Origin of the sequence: Hyphomonas sp. CACIAM 19H1 (genome assembly GCF_003325995.1) — a bacterium.
Lineage (GTDB): Bacteria > Pseudomonadota > Alphaproteobacteria > Caulobacterales > Hyphomonadaceae > Hyphomonas > Hyphomonas polymorpha.
In genome coordinates, this window is sequence record NZ_CP016437.1 from 1146741 (window position 1) to 1161823 (window position 15083).

General features: G+C 63.8%; 15 protein-coding genes. All 15 read left to right on the forward strand.

What is annotated here, in order from left to right; all coding sequences use genetic code 11:
• Window positions 1-48: 48 nt before the first annotated feature.
• The 15 genes from BBF93_RS05515 to BBF93_RS05585 all read left to right on the forward strand — a co-directional run bounded on the left by BBF93_RS05515 (window position 49) and on the right by BBF93_RS05585 (window position 15074).
• Window positions 49-1899: a TonB-dependent siderophore receptor gene (locus tag BBF93_RS05515; protein ID WP_233349285.1), complete on the forward strand. Its 1851-nt coding sequence runs from the start codon at window positions 49-51 to the stop codon at window positions 1897-1899.
• Window positions 1896-2693: an ABC transporter substrate-binding protein gene (locus tag BBF93_RS05520; protein WP_162786423.1), complete on the forward strand. Its 798-nt coding sequence runs from the start codon at window positions 1896-1898 to the stop codon at window positions 2691-2693. The genes BBF93_RS05515 and BBF93_RS05520 overlap by 4 nt, the downstream gene beginning before the upstream one ends.
• Entirely contained in the window at window positions 2690-3673 is a 984-nt protein-coding gene (locus BBF93_RS05525) for an iron ABC transporter permease (RefSeq protein WP_114105261.1), read from the forward strand. The genes BBF93_RS05520 and BBF93_RS05525 overlap by 4 nt, the downstream gene beginning before the upstream one ends.
• Window positions 3670-4419 carry an ABC transporter ATP-binding protein gene (locus BBF93_RS05530; protein WP_114105262.1) on the forward strand — a complete coding sequence of 250 codons (750 nt, stop codon included), beginning with the start codon at window positions 3670-3672 and terminating at the stop codon, window positions 4417-4419. The genes BBF93_RS05525 and BBF93_RS05530 overlap by 4 nt, the downstream gene beginning before the upstream one ends.
• 118 nt (window positions 4420-4537) lie before the next feature.
• A complete protein-coding gene (locus BBF93_RS05535) occupies window positions 4538-4780 on the forward strand; it encodes a hypothetical protein (protein WP_114105263.1) in 243 nt (80 codons plus the stop codon).
• A 96-nt stretch (window positions 4781-4876) separates the two neighbouring features.
• Window positions 4877-5749 (forward strand): UTP--glucose-1-phosphate uridylyltransferase GalU, encoded by an 873-nt coding sequence (gene galU / locus BBF93_RS05540; protein ID WP_114105264.1) that lies wholly within the window; start codon window positions 4877-4879, stop codon window positions 5747-5749.
• A 162-nt stretch (window positions 5750-5911) separates the two neighbouring features.
• Complete coding sequence (locus BBF93_RS05545; RefSeq protein ID WP_114105265.1) at window positions 5912-6907, forward strand: threonine/serine dehydratase; 996 nt, start codon at window positions 5912-5914, stop codon at window positions 6905-6907.
• Window positions 6908-7096: 189 nt separating this feature from the next.
• Complete coding sequence (cpaB, locus tag BBF93_RS05550) at window positions 7097-7981, forward strand: Flp pilus assembly protein CpaB (protein WP_114105266.1); 885 nt, start codon at window positions 7097-7099, stop codon at window positions 7979-7981.
• Complete coding sequence (locus BBF93_RS05555; RefSeq protein WP_114105267.1) at window positions 7981-9279, forward strand: type II and III secretion system protein family protein; 1299 nt, start codon at window positions 7981-7983, stop codon at window positions 9277-9279. The genes cpaB and BBF93_RS05555 overlap by 1 nt, the downstream gene beginning before the upstream one ends.
• 2 nt (window positions 9280-9281) lie before the next feature.
• Window positions 9282-9545, forward strand: coding sequence for a hypothetical protein (locus tag BBF93_RS05560; RefSeq protein WP_114105268.1), 264 nt, complete (start codon window positions 9282-9284; stop codon window positions 9543-9545).
• Window positions 9542-10759, forward strand: a complete 1218-nt coding sequence (locus BBF93_RS05565; RefSeq protein WP_162786424.1) for a hypothetical protein — start codon at window positions 9542-9544, stop codon at window positions 10757-10759. Before BBF93_RS05560 ends, BBF93_RS05565 begins: the two co-directional genes overlap by 4 nt.
• Window positions 10756-12132 carry a CpaF family protein gene (locus BBF93_RS05570; RefSeq protein ID WP_035594425.1) on the forward strand — a complete coding sequence of 459 codons (1377 nt, stop codon included), beginning with the start codon at window positions 10756-10758 and terminating at the stop codon, window positions 12130-12132. The genes BBF93_RS05565 and BBF93_RS05570 overlap by 4 nt, the downstream gene beginning before the upstream one ends.
• A 13-nt stretch (window positions 12133-12145) precedes the next feature.
• Window positions 12146-13129: a type II secretion system F family protein gene (locus BBF93_RS05575; protein ID WP_233349286.1), complete on the forward strand. Its 984-nt coding sequence runs from the start codon at window positions 12146-12148 to the stop codon at window positions 13127-13129.
• A gap of 11 nt (window positions 13130-13140) precedes the next feature.
• Window positions 13141-14073, forward strand: coding sequence for a type II secretion system F family protein (locus BBF93_RS05580; RefSeq protein WP_162786425.1), 933 nt, complete (start codon window positions 13141-13143; stop codon window positions 14071-14073).
• Window positions 14074-14117: 44 nt separating this feature from the next.
• Complete coding sequence (locus tag BBF93_RS05585) at window positions 14118-15074, forward strand: acetyl-CoA carboxylase carboxyltransferase subunit alpha (RefSeq protein WP_114105271.1); 957 nt, start codon at window positions 14118-14120, stop codon at window positions 15072-15074.
• The last annotated feature ends 9 nt before the right edge of the window (window positions 15075-15083 follow it).

Below are 15083 nucleotides of genomic sequence, written 5' to 3' on the forward strand. Positions count from 1 at the left end.
GCGGGGAGGTAACGCACATCCTCCGGCCAAAGAAGGACCTGTGGACCCATGTTCCTCAGACTTACCCTCATGGGCGCGTCTGCGCTTGTTCTCAATGCTTCTCTCGCGCAGGCTGAAGAAGCCCGCGTGCTCGATCCCATCGAAGTTTCCGGCCTGCGCCCGGTCGAACTCGACAGCGTGACATCTTCCGTATCCGTACTGACGGCGGACGATCTGGCCGTTCGCCTGTCACCCAACCCCGTAGACCAGTTGCGCGCTGTTCCGGGGGTGGCCGTTTCCCGTGCGGGAAGCGTTGGTGGTTTGACCCAGGTGCGGATGCGCGGGGCTGAGGCCAACCATACGCTGGTCCTCTTTGAAGGCATCGAGATTTCCGATCCGGTGAATGGTGAGACAGATTTCGGCCTGCTGACGGCGCTGCCGGTTGGGCGGATCGAAGTGTTGCGCGGGGCGGCGTCCTCTATCCACGGATCAGACGCGATTGGCGGCGTGGTGTCGCTTTCGGCGGCGCGGGAAGCAGGGTTCAACGCTTCTGCGGAGGCGGGCAGCTTTGGCACCGTGCGCGGCGCTGCGGGGTTTGGTGGGCCAAATTTTGGTGCAGCGGTTACCGGCTTTACGACAGATGGCGTGGACTCCTCTGGCACGGGCGGCAGCAAGGATGGATCTGAAGCGTTCTCCGGCCTGCTGACCAGCAAGCTTGATCTGGGGGCGGACTGGGCGCTGTCTCTGGTTGGCCTGGCGCGGCAGACGGAGTCTGAATTCGATTCGGATACGGATTATGACGGGCTTCTCAACGACACTGACAATCGCACCGAGGCGGATCAGTGGTTGATCGGCGGCGCGCTGACGGGCGCTTACGGGCCACTGGATCACGTGATCCGCGCCAGCTTCAACCAAGTGGAGCGGGACAATTTCAGTGGCGGGGCAAAGACGGATGACGCCAAGGGCAAGCGCACGAAACTTGCCTGGTCGCCGAGCTATACCAGCGGTATCCACACGCTGACCGGTCTGGTGGACTATGAGCGTGAAACTTATGATCGCCGCGACGTTCAGTATGGTGGCGGGACCGATGCGTCCGAAGCGTTTGAATCTGTCGGGTTTGCCGGTGAATACCGCCTTGCGGCCGGCGCTTTCGACTTCTCCGCATCGGCGCGTCATGACGACAACAAGGGCCGGTTTGACGATGCCACCACCTGGCGTCTGGGCGCGGGGTATGCGTTCGATCAGGTGAACGGGCGCATTCGCGGCTCTGTTGGCACGGGCGTGAAAAATCCAACGTTCACGGAACTGTTCGGCTTCTTCCCCGGCAGCTTCGTCGGCAATCCGGACCTGAAGCCGGAAGAGTCCACCAGCTGGGAAATCGGTTGGGAACAGACGGTCGGCACGTTCAGCTATTCGGCGGCCTATTTCAGTGCCGATCTGGATAACGAGATCTACACCGCCTTCAATCCGGATTTTACCTCCACGGCGGCGAACCGCGCCACAGACAGCGAGCGCAGCGGCGTTGAACTGGCGGCGCGCTGGCAGGCGCTGGCAAATCTGGCGGTCTCCGGCCAGGCGACCTTCTTTGACTCACAGGACAATAACGGCGTGGATGAAATCCGCATTCCGGATGCCACCGCTTCGCTGGCGATTGACTGGACGGTGAGGCCGGATGGCCTGCGGCTGGGCGCGGCGCTCGATTATGTGGGCGAACAGGGCGACACGGATTTCGGACCGTTTCCGGCCCGCCCGGTGACGCTGGGTGCCTACACGCTGGCGTCCGTCACGGCGGAATATCCGCTCACGGATCGCATTGCGGTGACCTTGCGCGGCGAGAACATCTTCGATGAAACCGCCACTGACATCTACGGCTATAATGGCCCCGGTGCCGGTGTATTCATCGGGCTGAAACTGAAGTGAGACTGAGGCTTGCCGCCTTGCTCCTGATGGGGCTGACCGGCTTTGCTTCGGCAGAGCCGGCCCGCCCTACAATCGTGTCGTTGGACTATTGCGCCGATCAGTTCGTGCTGGCGCTGGCAGACCGGGAGCAGATCCTTGCGCTCTCAAAGGATAGCGAACGACAGTTCAGCCATCTGAGAGACAAGGCGGCAGGCATTCCCAAGGTGCGCGCGGCGGCGGAGGATGTCGTCGCGCTCGCCCCGGAGGTTGTCGTGCGCAGCTGGGGCGGGGACGCGCGGGCGCTGGCGCTTTACCAGCGTTTCGGCATTCGCACGGTGCAGATCGGCTATGCAAATGACGTAGACGGCACGGGCGACCTGCTGCGCGAGGTAGCCTCCGCCATCGGGCAGGGGCCGCGGGCGGAGGCTATTCTGGCGGCAGCGCCCAAGCCGGCTGCGCCGAGCGGGCGGGCGGCGCTGTATGTGACACCGGGCGGGGTGAGCGCGGGCAAGGATACGATGATCGCCTCGATCATGACGCATGCGGGTCTTGAGAACGCCAATGCCGGAACGGGCTGGACAAGTCTGCCGCTGGAAAGTCTGGTGATGGAGCCGCCGGGGCTGATGCTGGCGGCGTTTTTCGGGTTTGATGATGATGCGACCGACAGCTGGTCTGTCTCGCGCCATCCGGTGATGCGGCGGCTGATGGCGAAGGCGCAGGTGATCGATATGGACGAGTCCCGCGTGTCCTGCGGCGCCTGGTTCGTGGCGGATGAGGCGGCCGATATTGCCGCCGCACTGGAGGCGGCGCGATGAGCCGCCTGACGCTCGGGCTGGCGCTGGTGGCGGCGGTTCTGTTTGCGATCTCCGGGCTGTTGGGCACGGCCGCAGTGCCGGTGGGGGACGCGCTGGCGGCGCTTGCCGGGCAGGGCGACGCGCGTGTGCAGGCGATTGTCTGGGAGCTGCGCCTGCCGCGCGCGGTCGCGGCGTTTGCGGTAGGCGCAGCGTTGGGGCTTGCGGGGGCGGGGTTGCAGGGGTTGTTGCAGAACCCGCTGGCCGAGCCGGGCGTGCTGGGTGTGTCTGCCTTCTCTGCTTTGGGCGCGGTGGTGGCGATATTCTTCGGCTTTGCGGCGGTGAACAGTTTTGCTGTGCCGGTGGCGGCCATCCTGGGCGCGGGCGTGGCCACGCTGCTGCTGGTGTTTGCGGCGATGCGCGGGGCAGGCAGCGTGACGCTGCTGTTGATCGGCATCGGGCTTTCCAGTTTTGCCGGGGCGCTGATGTCTCTGGCCCTCAACATGGCGCCGAACCCTTACAGCCTGGCAGACCTCGTGAACTGGATGATGGGCTCGGTCGCCAACCGGTCCTGGCACGACATTCTGCTGGGCGCGCCGGGATGGGTGATCGGGGCGGCGCTGGTGTTTCTGGCGGGGCCGGGGCTGCGGGCGCTGAGCTTTGGCGACGAGACGGCAACCAGCCTGGGCGCAGACCCCCGGCGCATTCGCCTGCTGGTGATTGGCGGCACGTCGCTGCTGGCGGGCGCCAGCGTGGCGACAGCGGGCACCATCGGCTTTGTCGGTATCGTGGCGCCGCATGTGATCCGGCCGTTCGTGCGGTATGACCCGCAACGGCTGCTGATCCCGTCGGCGCTGCTGGCGGGCATCATCCTGATGGCGGCGGATATTGCGATCCGCGTGCTGCCCTTCCAGCAGGAGCTGAAGCTGGGCGTGGCGGCGGCGCTGGTGGGCGGGCCGGTTTTCATCTGGATCGCGGCGCGGCTGGGGAGGGCGTCGTCATGATTTCGGCGGAGCATCTGAGCGTGACGCTGAATGGCCGGGATGTGGCGCGGGACGTTTCCTTCTGGCTGACCAATGGCGAGATGGCTACGCTGGTTGGCCCCAACGGCGCGGGCAAGAGTTCGGTGCTGAAGGCGCTGGCGGGCGTGGTGCCTTGCCAGGGAGAGGTTCGCATAAGCAGCGCCCCGGCGGACAAGCTGAGCGTGCGGGAGCGGGCAAAGCATCTGGCCTGGCTGCCTCAGACCCGGCCAGTGGCCTGGAACCTGAGGGTGGAGGATGTAGTGGCGCTGGGGCGGTTTGCGCAGGCGCCGGCACCGTTCGACCGCATGGGGCCGGCCGATCAGGCCGCGGTGCGCGAGGCGTTGGACAAGGCCGACGCGACCCATCTTTCCGGACGGTCGTTTCAGGCGCTTTCCGGCGGGGAGCAGGCGCGGGTGCATCTGGCGCGGCTGCTGGCGTCGCCGGCGCCGGTGCTGTTGCTGGACGAGCCGTGCGCAGCGCTGGATGTGGCGCATCAGCTGGACCTGATGCAGGCATTGACGACGGAGGCGAAGGCGGGGCGAACGCTGCTGATCGTGCTGCACGATCTGGAACTGGCGGCGCGGTTTTGCCCGCGCATTCTTGTGATGCACGCGGGCGCGCTGGTCGCCGATGGCGCGCCGGAGGCGGCGCTTTCGGCGCAGACGCTGGCGGATGTTTTTGGCGTCCGGAAAAACGACAGCGGGCGGCTGGAGCGTGCAAATCGCTGATATTGCCGGCCATTTCAGAGCGTTATCTGGAATTTTCACTGCCGCGTTAGGGCGATGTTAGGCCAGTTTTGGGACAAATCCGGACAATTCGGGACAAACAGATCCCAAGGGTGACCCCATGAACGCCGTCAAGAAACCCCATGACCGGGAACCGGAAACGCCCGCCGCCAAGCCGGCCGACGAAATGGCAGAGGCGCCGGCGCGCACGGGCCACCATTCCCCCGTTCATATTCTGCATTCCCGTCTCGAGGCCGCCTTTACGCCGCAGAATGAAAGCCGGCTGATGCGCATTCTCACCATGCTGCTTGTGGTTGCACTTTCGACCTGGCTGGCAGCGCAGGTTCTGCTGGGCGGGGCCTGAGCGATTTTCACCTGACACTCGCCTGACGGGCGATTTGCTGGACACAGGCAGGATGGGACGCTAGGTCACTGCCGGGTTTCAAGGAGTTTTACGCGCATGCGCGTCAGAAAAGCTGTTCTTCCCGTTGCCGGGCTCGGCACGCGTGTGCTGCCGGCCACCAAGGCCATCCCGAAGGAGCTGCTGCCGGTCGTTGACCGGCCGGTGATCCAGTATGTGGTGGACGAGGCGCTGGAAGCGGGCATTGAGCACATCGTGTTTGTGACCGGCCGCAGCAAGGGCGCCATCGAGGACTATTTCGACCATGCCTATGAGCTGGAAACCCAGCTGGCCGCCAAGAGCAAGACCGACATCCTGAAACAGGTGGAGGCTTCGCGCCTGCCGGCGGGGTCCTCCAGTTTCGTGCGCCAGCAACAGCCGCTCGGCCTTGGCCATGCGGTGTGGTGCGCGCGCGATGTGATCGGCAACGAGCCCTTTGCCGTGCTGCTGCCCGACGTGATCGTGAAGGGCAAACCTTCGAGCCTGAAACAGATGATCGACGCCTATGACAAGGTGGGCGGCAATGTGATCGCGGTAGACCCGGTTCCGGAGGAGCGGGTGTCTTCCTATGGCGTGATCGCGCCGGTGTCGCGCGACGGGCGCCTCATCAAGATGTCCGGCATGGTGGAGAAGCCGCCGCGCGAGAGCGCGCCGTCAAACCTCGCCATCACCGGCCGTTACATTCTCCAGCCGGAAATCTTCGGCCTTCTGGAAAAGCAGGGCGCAGGCGCAGGCGGGGAAATCCAGCTGACCGATTCCATGGCGAAGCTGATGGAGATCCAGGATTTCTACGCCTATGAGTTTGAAGGCAGTGTGCATGATTGCGGGAACAAGACCGGCTATTTCGACGCCGTTCTGGCCCATGCGCTGGATAATCCGGATACGGCGGAATTTGCCAAGGCGCTGGTGAAGAAGACCGCGCAGGGGCTTTGATCTGATTTTTGCCGGGGCGCGGGCTTATGCCAGCGCGGGCCTTCCCTCCAGGGGATAAGGGGCACTCAGGCTGACGGGGTGAAATATCCTGTCACATGAAGTGGGAGAGGCGGGTCTTTTACCCGCTTTACCCGGCGTCGCTCTTCTGATTATCACGGCGCCATGACAAAACCGCTGAAACTCCCCGCTTTCGAAGATGTTCTTGCTGCTGCCGAGCGCCAGCGCGGCGTGGTGCGCGAGACGCCGGTACTTTCGCATCCGGCGCTGGATGAACTGGCCGGGGCGGAACTGCTGATCAAGGCTGAGTGCCTGCAGGTGACCGGGAGTTTCAAGATCCGCGGGGCGATGAACCGGCTGGCGCAGGTGCCCCCTGAAGGAAAGGCGGCCGGCGTGGTGGCGTTTTCTTCCGGCAACCATGCGCAGGGCGTAGCGCGGGCCGCGCGCCTTCTGGGGATGCCGGCGCTGATCGTAATGCCGGCCGATGCGCCGCAGGTGAAGGTAGACGGCGTGATCGCCGATGGCGGCGAGGTTTACCTTTATGATCGCAACACCGAAGACCGCGAGGAAATCTGCGCGCGGCTGGCGGCTGAACGCGGCGCCGTGATTGTTCCGAGCTATGATGATTTTGACATCATCGCCGGGCAGGGCACGGCGGGGCTTGAGTTTGCGCGCCAGGCAGAGGCGATGGGCAAGCCGCTGGACCATCTGATTTCCCCTGCTGGCGGCGGCGGACTGATCAATGGCGTGGCGCTGGCCTTCGGGCAGCTGTCGCCAGCCACAAAAATTTGGGCGGCGGAGCCGGAAGCGCATGACGATTGGGCGCGGTCTCTGGAAGCGGGCGAGATCCTCGCCAATGCGCCGGGCACACGCTCGATCTGTGACGCCATCCTTACGCCAAAGCCGGGCTATCTGACGTTTGCGCTGGGCCAGCGCCAGCTGGCGGGCGGTTTGCGGGTTTCCGACGCAGAGGTGCGCGAGGCCATGCGGATGGCTTTCCGTTACCTGCGCGTTGTGGGCGAGCCGGGCGGATGTGCTGCGCTGGCGGCGGCGCTGAAGGGGGTGCCTGAAGGGATGAAGGGCAAACGCATCGGCATCATCCTTTCAGGCGGGAATGTGGACGCCGCCCTTTATGCCGGGATCATTGGCGGGGCAGCCTGAAACATGGTTGACGTGAATTAACCCTGTCTGCTTACGGATAATAATTCGTAAGCGCGCTGCCAGTATGGTTAAATTCACCTTCCGCCCCCGGATGAGATTAACCGCGTCTCTTTCAGGAGACCTTATAACGCATTGCTTAAACCTGTAGCCGGGAACGCAGCAGAAGCTGTGTTGATAGAGGGCTTCAGAATGAAAGCGATACCCCTGATAAGCCTTGGCTTGTCTCTGGCGCTGGGCGCGGGCGCTATTTTTTTCGGGCGCGAGTTCATGGGCGGCGGTGGGCCGGAGGCGAATGCCACCGTGGTGGCGGCGCCTGCAATCCAGATGACGCAGATTGCCGTGGCGAAGACAGCGATCGAGCCCGGCAAGCTGATTGATCCTACAATGGTGGAGCTGCGGGACTGGCCAGAGAACGCCGTTCCGGCGGGCGCGCTGCGCGCCGTTTCCGATCTGGGCGAGAAAGCTTATTCCCGCGGGTTGATGGTGGCGGGTGAGCCGCTGCTGGCGGAGAAGATCGACATGACCGGCAGTGTGCTGACATTGGCGGCGAATATCCAGCCGGGGATGCGGGCCGTTTCGGTGGTGGTTTCCAACGATACCGGCGTGGCAGGGTTTGTGCTGCCGGGCGACCGTGTGGATGTGAACGAGTTTGTCGAGGAGAAGGACGCGCGTGCGGCGCCGGAAGATGCGCGGCGCTCGGCCAATGTGCTGGCGCAACCTGTGCTCAGGGGCGTGAAGGTTCTGGCTGTGGACCAGACGTTTGAATCCGGCCTTGAGGGCGCGCGGCCTTCCAATACCGTGACGCTGGAAGTGACGCCGCAGGACGCGCTTCTGCTGGGCGCGGCGAGCCGGCGCGCGGCGCTGGGCCTTGCGCTGATCGGGCGGGAGGAAGAACTCGCCGAGGTGATCGAGGCGCCGAAGGCGGCGAAGAAACCGCAGACACGCCCGGCGCGGACGGCGCGTGCGCCCACGACGGCCACTGTGCGCGTGATCAATGGATCGGAGGATACGCAGGTGACGACACCTGTGGCGCCGCCGGCAGTTCCTGCTGCGGCAACGGGAGGGGCAGGCTGATGCGCAGCATGAAACGTATACTGATGGCTGGAGTGTTGGCGGCGCTCTGCGCGCAGCCCGTGCTGGCCTGGACGCAGCGGTCCGCTGCGGCGGGGGCTGACCGGCTGGAACTGCGCCGGGGGAAATCGGCAGTGGTGGAGGCGGATGCGTCCTTTGCGACCATCGTGGTGGCCGATCCGGAAATCGCCGAGGCGATGCCGACTTCCAACCGCTCTTTCTTCGTGCGCGGCAAGCGGCCGGGCGGGACGACGGTACTGATCTATGATGAAGCGGGCGCGATTGCCGAGCTGATCGAAGTTGAGGTGAAGCTTGGCCTGGACGAGCTGCGCGGGGATCTGCGCCGCCTTCTGCCGGGGGAGATCATTGATGTGTATGCGGTGCATGACGGCGTGTATCTCGACGGCAAGGTGACGACGGCAGCGGCCGCGGAAATGGCGCTGCAACTGGCCGAGCGGCATGTGCCCGGCGGGGTGGCGAATGGGCTGTCTGTGGGGCAGAGCCAGCAGGTGATGCTGGAGGTGCGCTTCCTGGAAGCGAGCCGCAATGCGGTGCGTGAAATCGGCTTTGGCAACACGATCAACGCCAATGATGTGGTGGTCGGCACGGAGAGCGGAACGGTTTCCGGCCTGCTGGAGAAGACGCTGGCGGTGTTCACCAATGTGGGCGGCGAGAATATCGATATCCGCCTGCGGGCACTGGAGGAAAAAGGCATTATCCGCACACTGGCGGAGCCGAACCTGGTGGCGCTGTCTGGCGATACGGCGAGCTTTCTGGCGGGGGGCGAGTTTCCAATCCCGGTGGCGAGCCGCGACAATGAAGTGACCGTTGAGTTCAAGAAGTTCGGCGTGAGCCTTGATTTCACGCCGACTGTTCTGGGCGATGGTCTGGTGAACCTCCGTGTGCGGCCGGAAGTGTCGGCGCTGGACCGGGGCAATGGCATTCGCGCGTCCAACATCGATATTCCAGGCGTCTCCGTGCGCCGGGCCGATACGACGGTGGAACTGCATGACGGGCAGGCCTTTGCCATCGCGGGCCTGCTTCAGAACAATTACAGCAATGACGTGCGCCAGACGCCATGGGTGGGCAATGTGCCGGTGCTGGGGGCGCTGTTTTCTTCCAAACGGTATCAGCGCAACGAAACCGAGCTTGTCATCATCGTGACGCCGCGCCTCGTTCAGCCTTTCTCGCATCCCGAGGCTGTATCCTCGCCGCTGGACGCTGTGGCCGAGCCGACAGAGGCGGAGTTCTTCCTGCTGGGGCAGACTACCGCAAGTCCCACCGTATTTTCAGGGAACTGACCATGATCAAAATCGTGCGACTTTCAATTCTTGGGGCTGTGTTCACTGTTGCAGCCTGTGCCTCCTATGACCGGCAGGATCAGTATGTGCTGGGCGAGGCGACGCGGGCGAACATTGCGGCGCAGGCTGTGCGGGATGTGAACCTGCCCAATTCTCGCCCTGTGGAGACGAGTTCCGGCGTGCGCGCGGCCAAGGCCGTCCAGGCGCTGAATGAGGGCAAGACGAAAAAGCTCGCCGATGCCGGCGGAACGGGGGGCGGGGAGTGACCCACGGAGCGATAGCAGCGCAGATGCCGGGCGCAGAGGGCGGGCGAGCGCCCCTACCGCCGCTGGCAGTTCTGGCGCGGGGAGACGTCGCCGCGTCGCTGGCGCCGATATGTACGGAGCTGTTTGATGTTTCCGCGCTGACGCCGCCGGAGACGGTGTTGCGGCATGGCGGCGGGCTGATCCTGATTGAGCAGGGTATGCCGGGATGGGACCAGCTATTGCTGTTGTTGGCGGTGGAGCGGCCGGGCAGCGCCGTGATCGTGGTGTCTGATCAGCTGCCGGCGCATATGGTGCGGGCCCTGATGAAGATCGAGGCCTCCGACATTCTGCCCTCTTCTGCCGGCGCTGGCGATATAGTGGGCGCTTTCGAGCGTCTTTGTGAGACGCGGGTGGCCGAGCGGGAAAAGGCGCCGCCTCAGGCCTCTGTCTGCTGGGCATTTCGCGGCGCCGTGGGCGGGGCGGGCGTTTCCACTCTGGCGATTGAAAGCGCCTTTGCGCTGGCGCGGATTGTGGGGCCCGGCAAGGTATGCCTGGTTGATCTTAATCTCGCGGACGGGATGACGGCATCCTTCCTCGAAGCAGTGCCGAAGCTGGACCTCAAGGCGCTGTCTGCTGCGCCCGAGCGGCTGGACGCGCGGCTGATGGCCGCCTGGTGCTGGCAGCATGAGGATGGCGTGTCGATCATTGCTTCGCCGCGTGATCCCGATGCTGACGCGCTGGCAACCGAAGCCGCCATCCTGCGCCTTCTGGATGTGGCGTGCAGCAGCTTTGAATATGTGCTGCTTGATATGCCGCGCCACATGATGCCCTGGACGAAGCCCGTTCTGGCGGCAGTGGATCAGGCTATTGTGGTCAGTGAGCTGACAGTGCCGAGCCTGCATGCGGCGGCGGATATGTGCCGGGATATTGACGCGTTGCGCAAGGATGGCAGCAAGGCGCGGCTTGTGCTGAACCGCATGTTCCCGAAGAAGAATTTCCGGGCAGGATTTCCGGTGGAGAAGGCCGAGAAGTCCATCGAGCGGATGATTGATGTGACCATTACCTCTGATTGGGACGCAGCGCGCACCGCCGTGAACCTCGGCAAGCCGATTGCCGACGTGAAGCCGAAAAGTCCGCTGGTGGCCGATGTGGCGGGGCTGGTGCGCAAGCTGGCGCCGGAGGAGGCGCTCGCCACGCTGGCGGCAAACCATAAAGCCAAGAGGGCGAAGCGATGAGCCGGTTTGGATTTACCAGCGCGGCGCCCAAGCTGCCGGAATCAGCGCCCGTGGCCGTTGCCCCGGTATCGCCCGCGCAGCGCGGTAAGCCGGAGCAGGCTGCGTTTGACCTTCTGGACGCAAAGCTGCGCGTGCATGCGAAGCTGATCGACGAGCTTGATCTTTCCGCGCTCGACAAGCTGGACGACGAAACGATGCGCCGCCGCGTGCGTGGCATCATCAGCGAGATCATCCGCAAGGAAGAGATGGCGCTGTCTGCGGCCGAGGAGGCGTCTTTCGCCGATGCCGTGATGGACGAGATGACAGGGCTTGGCCCGATTGAACCTCTGCTCAAGGACGATTCCATTGCGGACATCCTGATCAATGGCTGCAATCAGGTATATGTCGAGCGGCGCGGCAAGCTGCAGCTGGCGCCGGTGCGGTTTGCGGACAATGATCACCTGCTGCGGATCGTTCAGCGGATCGTGGCCGCCGTGGGGCGGCGCGTGGATGAGAGCCAGCCGCTGGTGGATGCGCGCCTACTGGATGGAAGCCGGGTGAACGCCGCTGTGGCGCCGATTGCCATTGATGGACCGCTCGTCTCTATCCGGAAGTTTTCAAAGTCTCCCCTGACGATGGACAAGCTGGTGGATTTTGGCGCAATTCCAAAGCCGGTGGCGGAGTTCATTCTGGGCGCTGTGAAATGCCGGGCGTCCACGGTCATCTCCGGCGGCACGGGCTCTGGCAAGACAACGCTGCTCAATGCGCTGTCTTCTGCCATAAGCCCCGACGAGCGCCTGATTACCATTGAGGACGCCGCCGAACTGCAGCTGCAGCAGCCGCATGTGGCGCGGATGGAAACACGCCCGCCGAATATCGAAGGCAAGGGCGAGATACGCCAGCGGGAGCTGGTGAAGAATGCCCTGCGGATGCGGCCGGACCGGGTGATCCTCGGCGAGGTGCGCTCGGAAGAAGCGTTCGACATGCTGCAGGCGATGAACACCGGCCATGAAGGCTCGATGGCAACGATCCACGCCAACAATCCGCGCGACGCGATCACCCGCCTGGAGCAGATGGTGATGATGGGCGGCATGAAGATTTCCGAAGAGGCCATCCGTGGGCAGATAGCCTCTGCGGTGAACTTCATTGTTCAGGCAACACGGCTGTCGGATGGTTCGCGCAAGGTGATCTCGATTGCCGAGATTACCGGTATGGAAGGTTCTGTTGTGCAGTTACAGGAAATCTTCAAATTCGAGCGCACCGGCACCTCGCCAGAAGGCAAGGTGCTCGGTCATTTCGCTGCCACGGGCCTGCGTCCCAAATTCATGGATGAGATGGAGCGCAAGGGCGTGTTCATGCCTGCGGGCCTGTTTGATCCCTCAAGCAAGTTCTGAAGGGGCCCCGCCCGTGTTTTCCCTGCCGGATATTGCAAATCTCGACACGCGGCTGGTGATCCCGGCGATCATGGCAGTGGGCGCGCTGGTGCTGGCGGCGCAATCCGTGCTGAGCCTCATTTCGGATGTGCGTACACAGCAGATTGTGAACCGCCGCCTGCAGTTCAAGGAGCGTTTCGCTACGCACAATGAAGCGATGGTGGAGCTGCGAAAGAGCCGGGGTCTGGACCGCGACGGCAATCTCACCATGTCGCTGCATTGGTTGAACCGGCTGATCGTGCGCTCTGGCCTGAAATTCCAGCCGGCGCGCTGGGCGGGCATGTCGCTGGCGGGCGCGGTGGCGTCCGGTGTGGCGGCGTTCATCTATCTTGGCGGCCTGGTGGCGGCCATTCCCGTTTTCCTGGTTGTTCTGATCGGCGCGCCGATTGTGGTGATACGGCACATTGCCGGCGCGCGGGCGAAGAAGCTGGCGACGCAATTGCCGGATGCGCTGCAGATTGTTTGCCGCAGTCTGGAGGCAGGCCACCCGGTCGCCACCGCCGTGAGCCTGGTGGCGCGGGAGATGCCAGACCCGATCGGTACCGAATTCGGCATGACAGCCGATGAGGTGTCTTACGGTATGTCGCTGACCAATGCCGTGCAGCGCATGGCCGAGCGGGCGGGGGATCCGGATGTGGAGCTGTTTGCCGCAACGGTTCGCCTGCAGGAGAAGACCGGTGGCAATCTGACAGAGTTGCTGAAATCGAACACCAATACCATCCGTGAGCGGCAGACCATGCGTCTCAAAGTGCGCGCGGCTTCTTCCGAAGGGCGGGTTTCGGCAATGATACTTACATCTGCGCCGTTCATCGTGATGGCAGCGATCCATATGCTGCGCCCGGAATTCTATGGCAGCGTCATCCACGAACCGATGATCCAGTACAGCTTTGCGGGGCTGCTGGTGTGGATGGGCATTGGCAATCTGGTGATGAACCGCATGATCAATTTCAAGATGTAGGGAGACGGATGATGTCTGCGCTGCTCACGTCTGGTCCGGTGGTTCCCGTGGTTCTTGGATTGCTGGCATTGGTGTTAGCTCTGCCGGGGCTGATCTCCTTCGTGCGCAGCCGTCAGGATGCCGGGGATATCGAGCGGCGGCTGACCCAGCGGCCGGGAGCCGCTCCCGTTGAAGCCAAGCGGGGCGAGAACCGGCTGGGCAAGGCGGTGATGGGCATGGCGGACAATGCGGCGCCTACGGACGGGGCGGAAGTCAGCGCAGCGCGCGCGAAGTTGAACCTGGCAGGCTTTACCGGGCCGAAGGCCGTGCCACGCTATTTCTTTGCGCGTTTCGTGTGTGTGGTGATCCCCCAGGTGGGCCTGTTCTTCGCCCTGCCTTATCTGCAGGATTTTCCGAAATACGCCCCGATCCTTGCCTCTATCACGCTGGTGCTGGCGGGGCTGGCGGCGCCGGGAAAGTTTCTCGACACGCGCATTTCCCAGCGCAAGCAGGCTTGCTCGGGCGGCTTTCCGGACATGATGGACCTGATGGTGGCCTGTGTGGAGGCGGGGCTCAGCCTGGACGCTGCCGTGCAGCGGGTGGGGGAGGAGCTGGAGCTGCGCCATCCCATCATTGCGGGGCATATGCGGACTCTGTCTCTGGAGCTGCGGGCGGGCAAATCGCGCAAGATGGCATGGCGCGCCTTTGCCGACCGGATGGGAATCGAAGAGGCCGGATCGCTGGCCACAATGCTGCGCCAGGCGGAGGAAATGGGCACGTCCCTGGGGCAAACCCTGCGGGTTTTCTCGGCAGATATGCGCCAGCGGCGGATTTTGATGGCCGAAGAAAAAGCCATGGCGCTGCCCGCCAAGATGACGTTGCCTTTGATTTTATTTGTTTTTCCGGTTCTTCTGGGGGTGCTTATCCTGCCGGCGGTGGTGATGCTGACCAAGACGCTTGGCTGAAAAGCCGCTAGGCGAAGCGGAATGGGGTTGCTAGTTAGGCGGCCATGGCAACCTATCTTGAATTCGAAAAACCGATTGCGGAGCTTGACGCGAAAATCGCGGAGCTGGAGGCGCTGGCCGCCCGCAAGGATGGCCCTTCCATCAGCGATGAGCTGGCGAAGCTGAAGACCAAGTCGGTCCGGCAGCTGAAACAAATATATTCGGAGCTGAACGCCTGGCGCATCACGCAGGTGGCGCGGCATCCGGACCGGCCGCACCTTTCCGATTTCATCACCACCGTCTTCGAGGATTTCGAGGAGCTGGCGGGTGACCGGGTGTATGGTAACGACGAAGCCATCATCGGTGGCATCGCCCGCTTCAAGGGCCGCTCCGTCGTGCTGATGGGCCATGAAAAGGGCCGCACCACCGAGAAGCGCCTGAAGCACAATTTCGGCATGGCGCATCCTGAAGGCTACCGGAAGGCGGTGCGCCTCATGGATCTGGCGGAGAAGTTCAATCTGCCCGTGCTGTCCTTCCCGGATACGGCCGGAGCTTATCCCGGCAAGGGCGGGGAAGAGCGCGGCCAGGCCGAGGCAATCGCGCGGGGCACCCAGCGCGGCCTGTCGCTGGGCGTGCCATTTGTGACGCTGATTATCGGCGAGGGCATGTCGGGCGGGGCCATCGGCATCGCGGCGGCAAACCGCGTTCTGATGATGGAATATGCCATCTATTCAGTGATCTCGCCGGAAGGCTGCGCCTCAATCCTCTACCGCGATGCGACCAAGGCGAAGGATGCGGCTGAGGCCATGGGCATCACGGCGCCGGAGCTGCTGAAGCACAAGATTGTCGATGGCATCGTCAAGGAGCCGGTCGGCGGGGCCCACCGTGACCCGCAACGTGCCATGGCGGCTGCAGCAAAGGCGATTGATGCCGCGCTTCAGGAGCTGGAGGGCATGACGCCGGCGGAGCTGAGGGCGCAGCGGCGGGAGCGGTTTTACGCCATCGGCCGCGAGGGCCTGTAAGGGCCGCTG

Excerpts from the sequence above, each read along its gene's own strand:
- BBF93_RS05515 (WP_233349285.1), top strand. The coding sequence starts at position 49 with ATGTTCCTCAGACTTACCCTCATGGGCGCGTCTGCGCTTGTTCTCAAT.
- BBF93_RS05535 (WP_114105263.1), top strand. The coding sequence starts at position 4,538 with ATGAACGCCGTCAAGAAACCCCATGACCGGGAACCGGAAACGCCCGCC.
- BBF93_RS05570 (WP_035594425.1), top strand. The coding sequence starts at position 10,756 with ATGAGCCGGTTTGGATTTACCAGCGCGGCGCCCAAGCTGCCGGAATCA.
- BBF93_RS05580 (WP_162786425.1), top strand. The coding sequence starts at position 13,141 with ATGTCTGCGCTGCTCACGTCTGGTCCGGTGGTTCCCGTGGTTCTTGGA.
- galU (WP_114105264.1), top strand. The coding sequence starts at position 4,877 with ATGCGCGTCAGAAAAGCTGTTCTTCCCGTTGCCGGGCTCGGCACGCGT.
- cpaB (WP_114105266.1), top strand. The coding sequence starts at position 7,097 with ATGAAAGCGATACCCCTGATAAGCCTTGGCTTGTCTCTGGCGCTGGGC.
- BBF93_RS05525 (WP_114105261.1), top strand. The coding sequence starts at position 2,690 with ATGAGCCGCCTGACGCTCGGGCTGGCGCTGGTGGCGGCGGTTCTGTTT.
- BBF93_RS05585 (WP_114105271.1), top strand. The coding sequence starts at position 14,118 with ATGGCAACCTATCTTGAATTCGAAAAACCGATTGCGGAGCTTGACGCG.
- BBF93_RS05530 (WP_114105262.1), top strand. The coding sequence starts at position 3,670 with ATGATTTCGGCGGAGCATCTGAGCGTGACGCTGAATGGCCGGGATGTG.
- BBF93_RS05555 (WP_114105267.1), top strand. The coding sequence starts at position 7,981 with ATGCGCAGCATGAAACGTATACTGATGGCTGGAGTGTTGGCGGCGCTC.
- BBF93_RS05545 (WP_114105265.1), top strand. The coding sequence starts at position 5,912 with ATGACAAAACCGCTGAAACTCCCCGCTTTCGAAGATGTTCTTGCTGCT.
- BBF93_RS05560 (WP_114105268.1), top strand. The coding sequence starts at position 9,282 with ATGATCAAAATCGTGCGACTTTCAATTCTTGGGGCTGTGTTCACTGTT.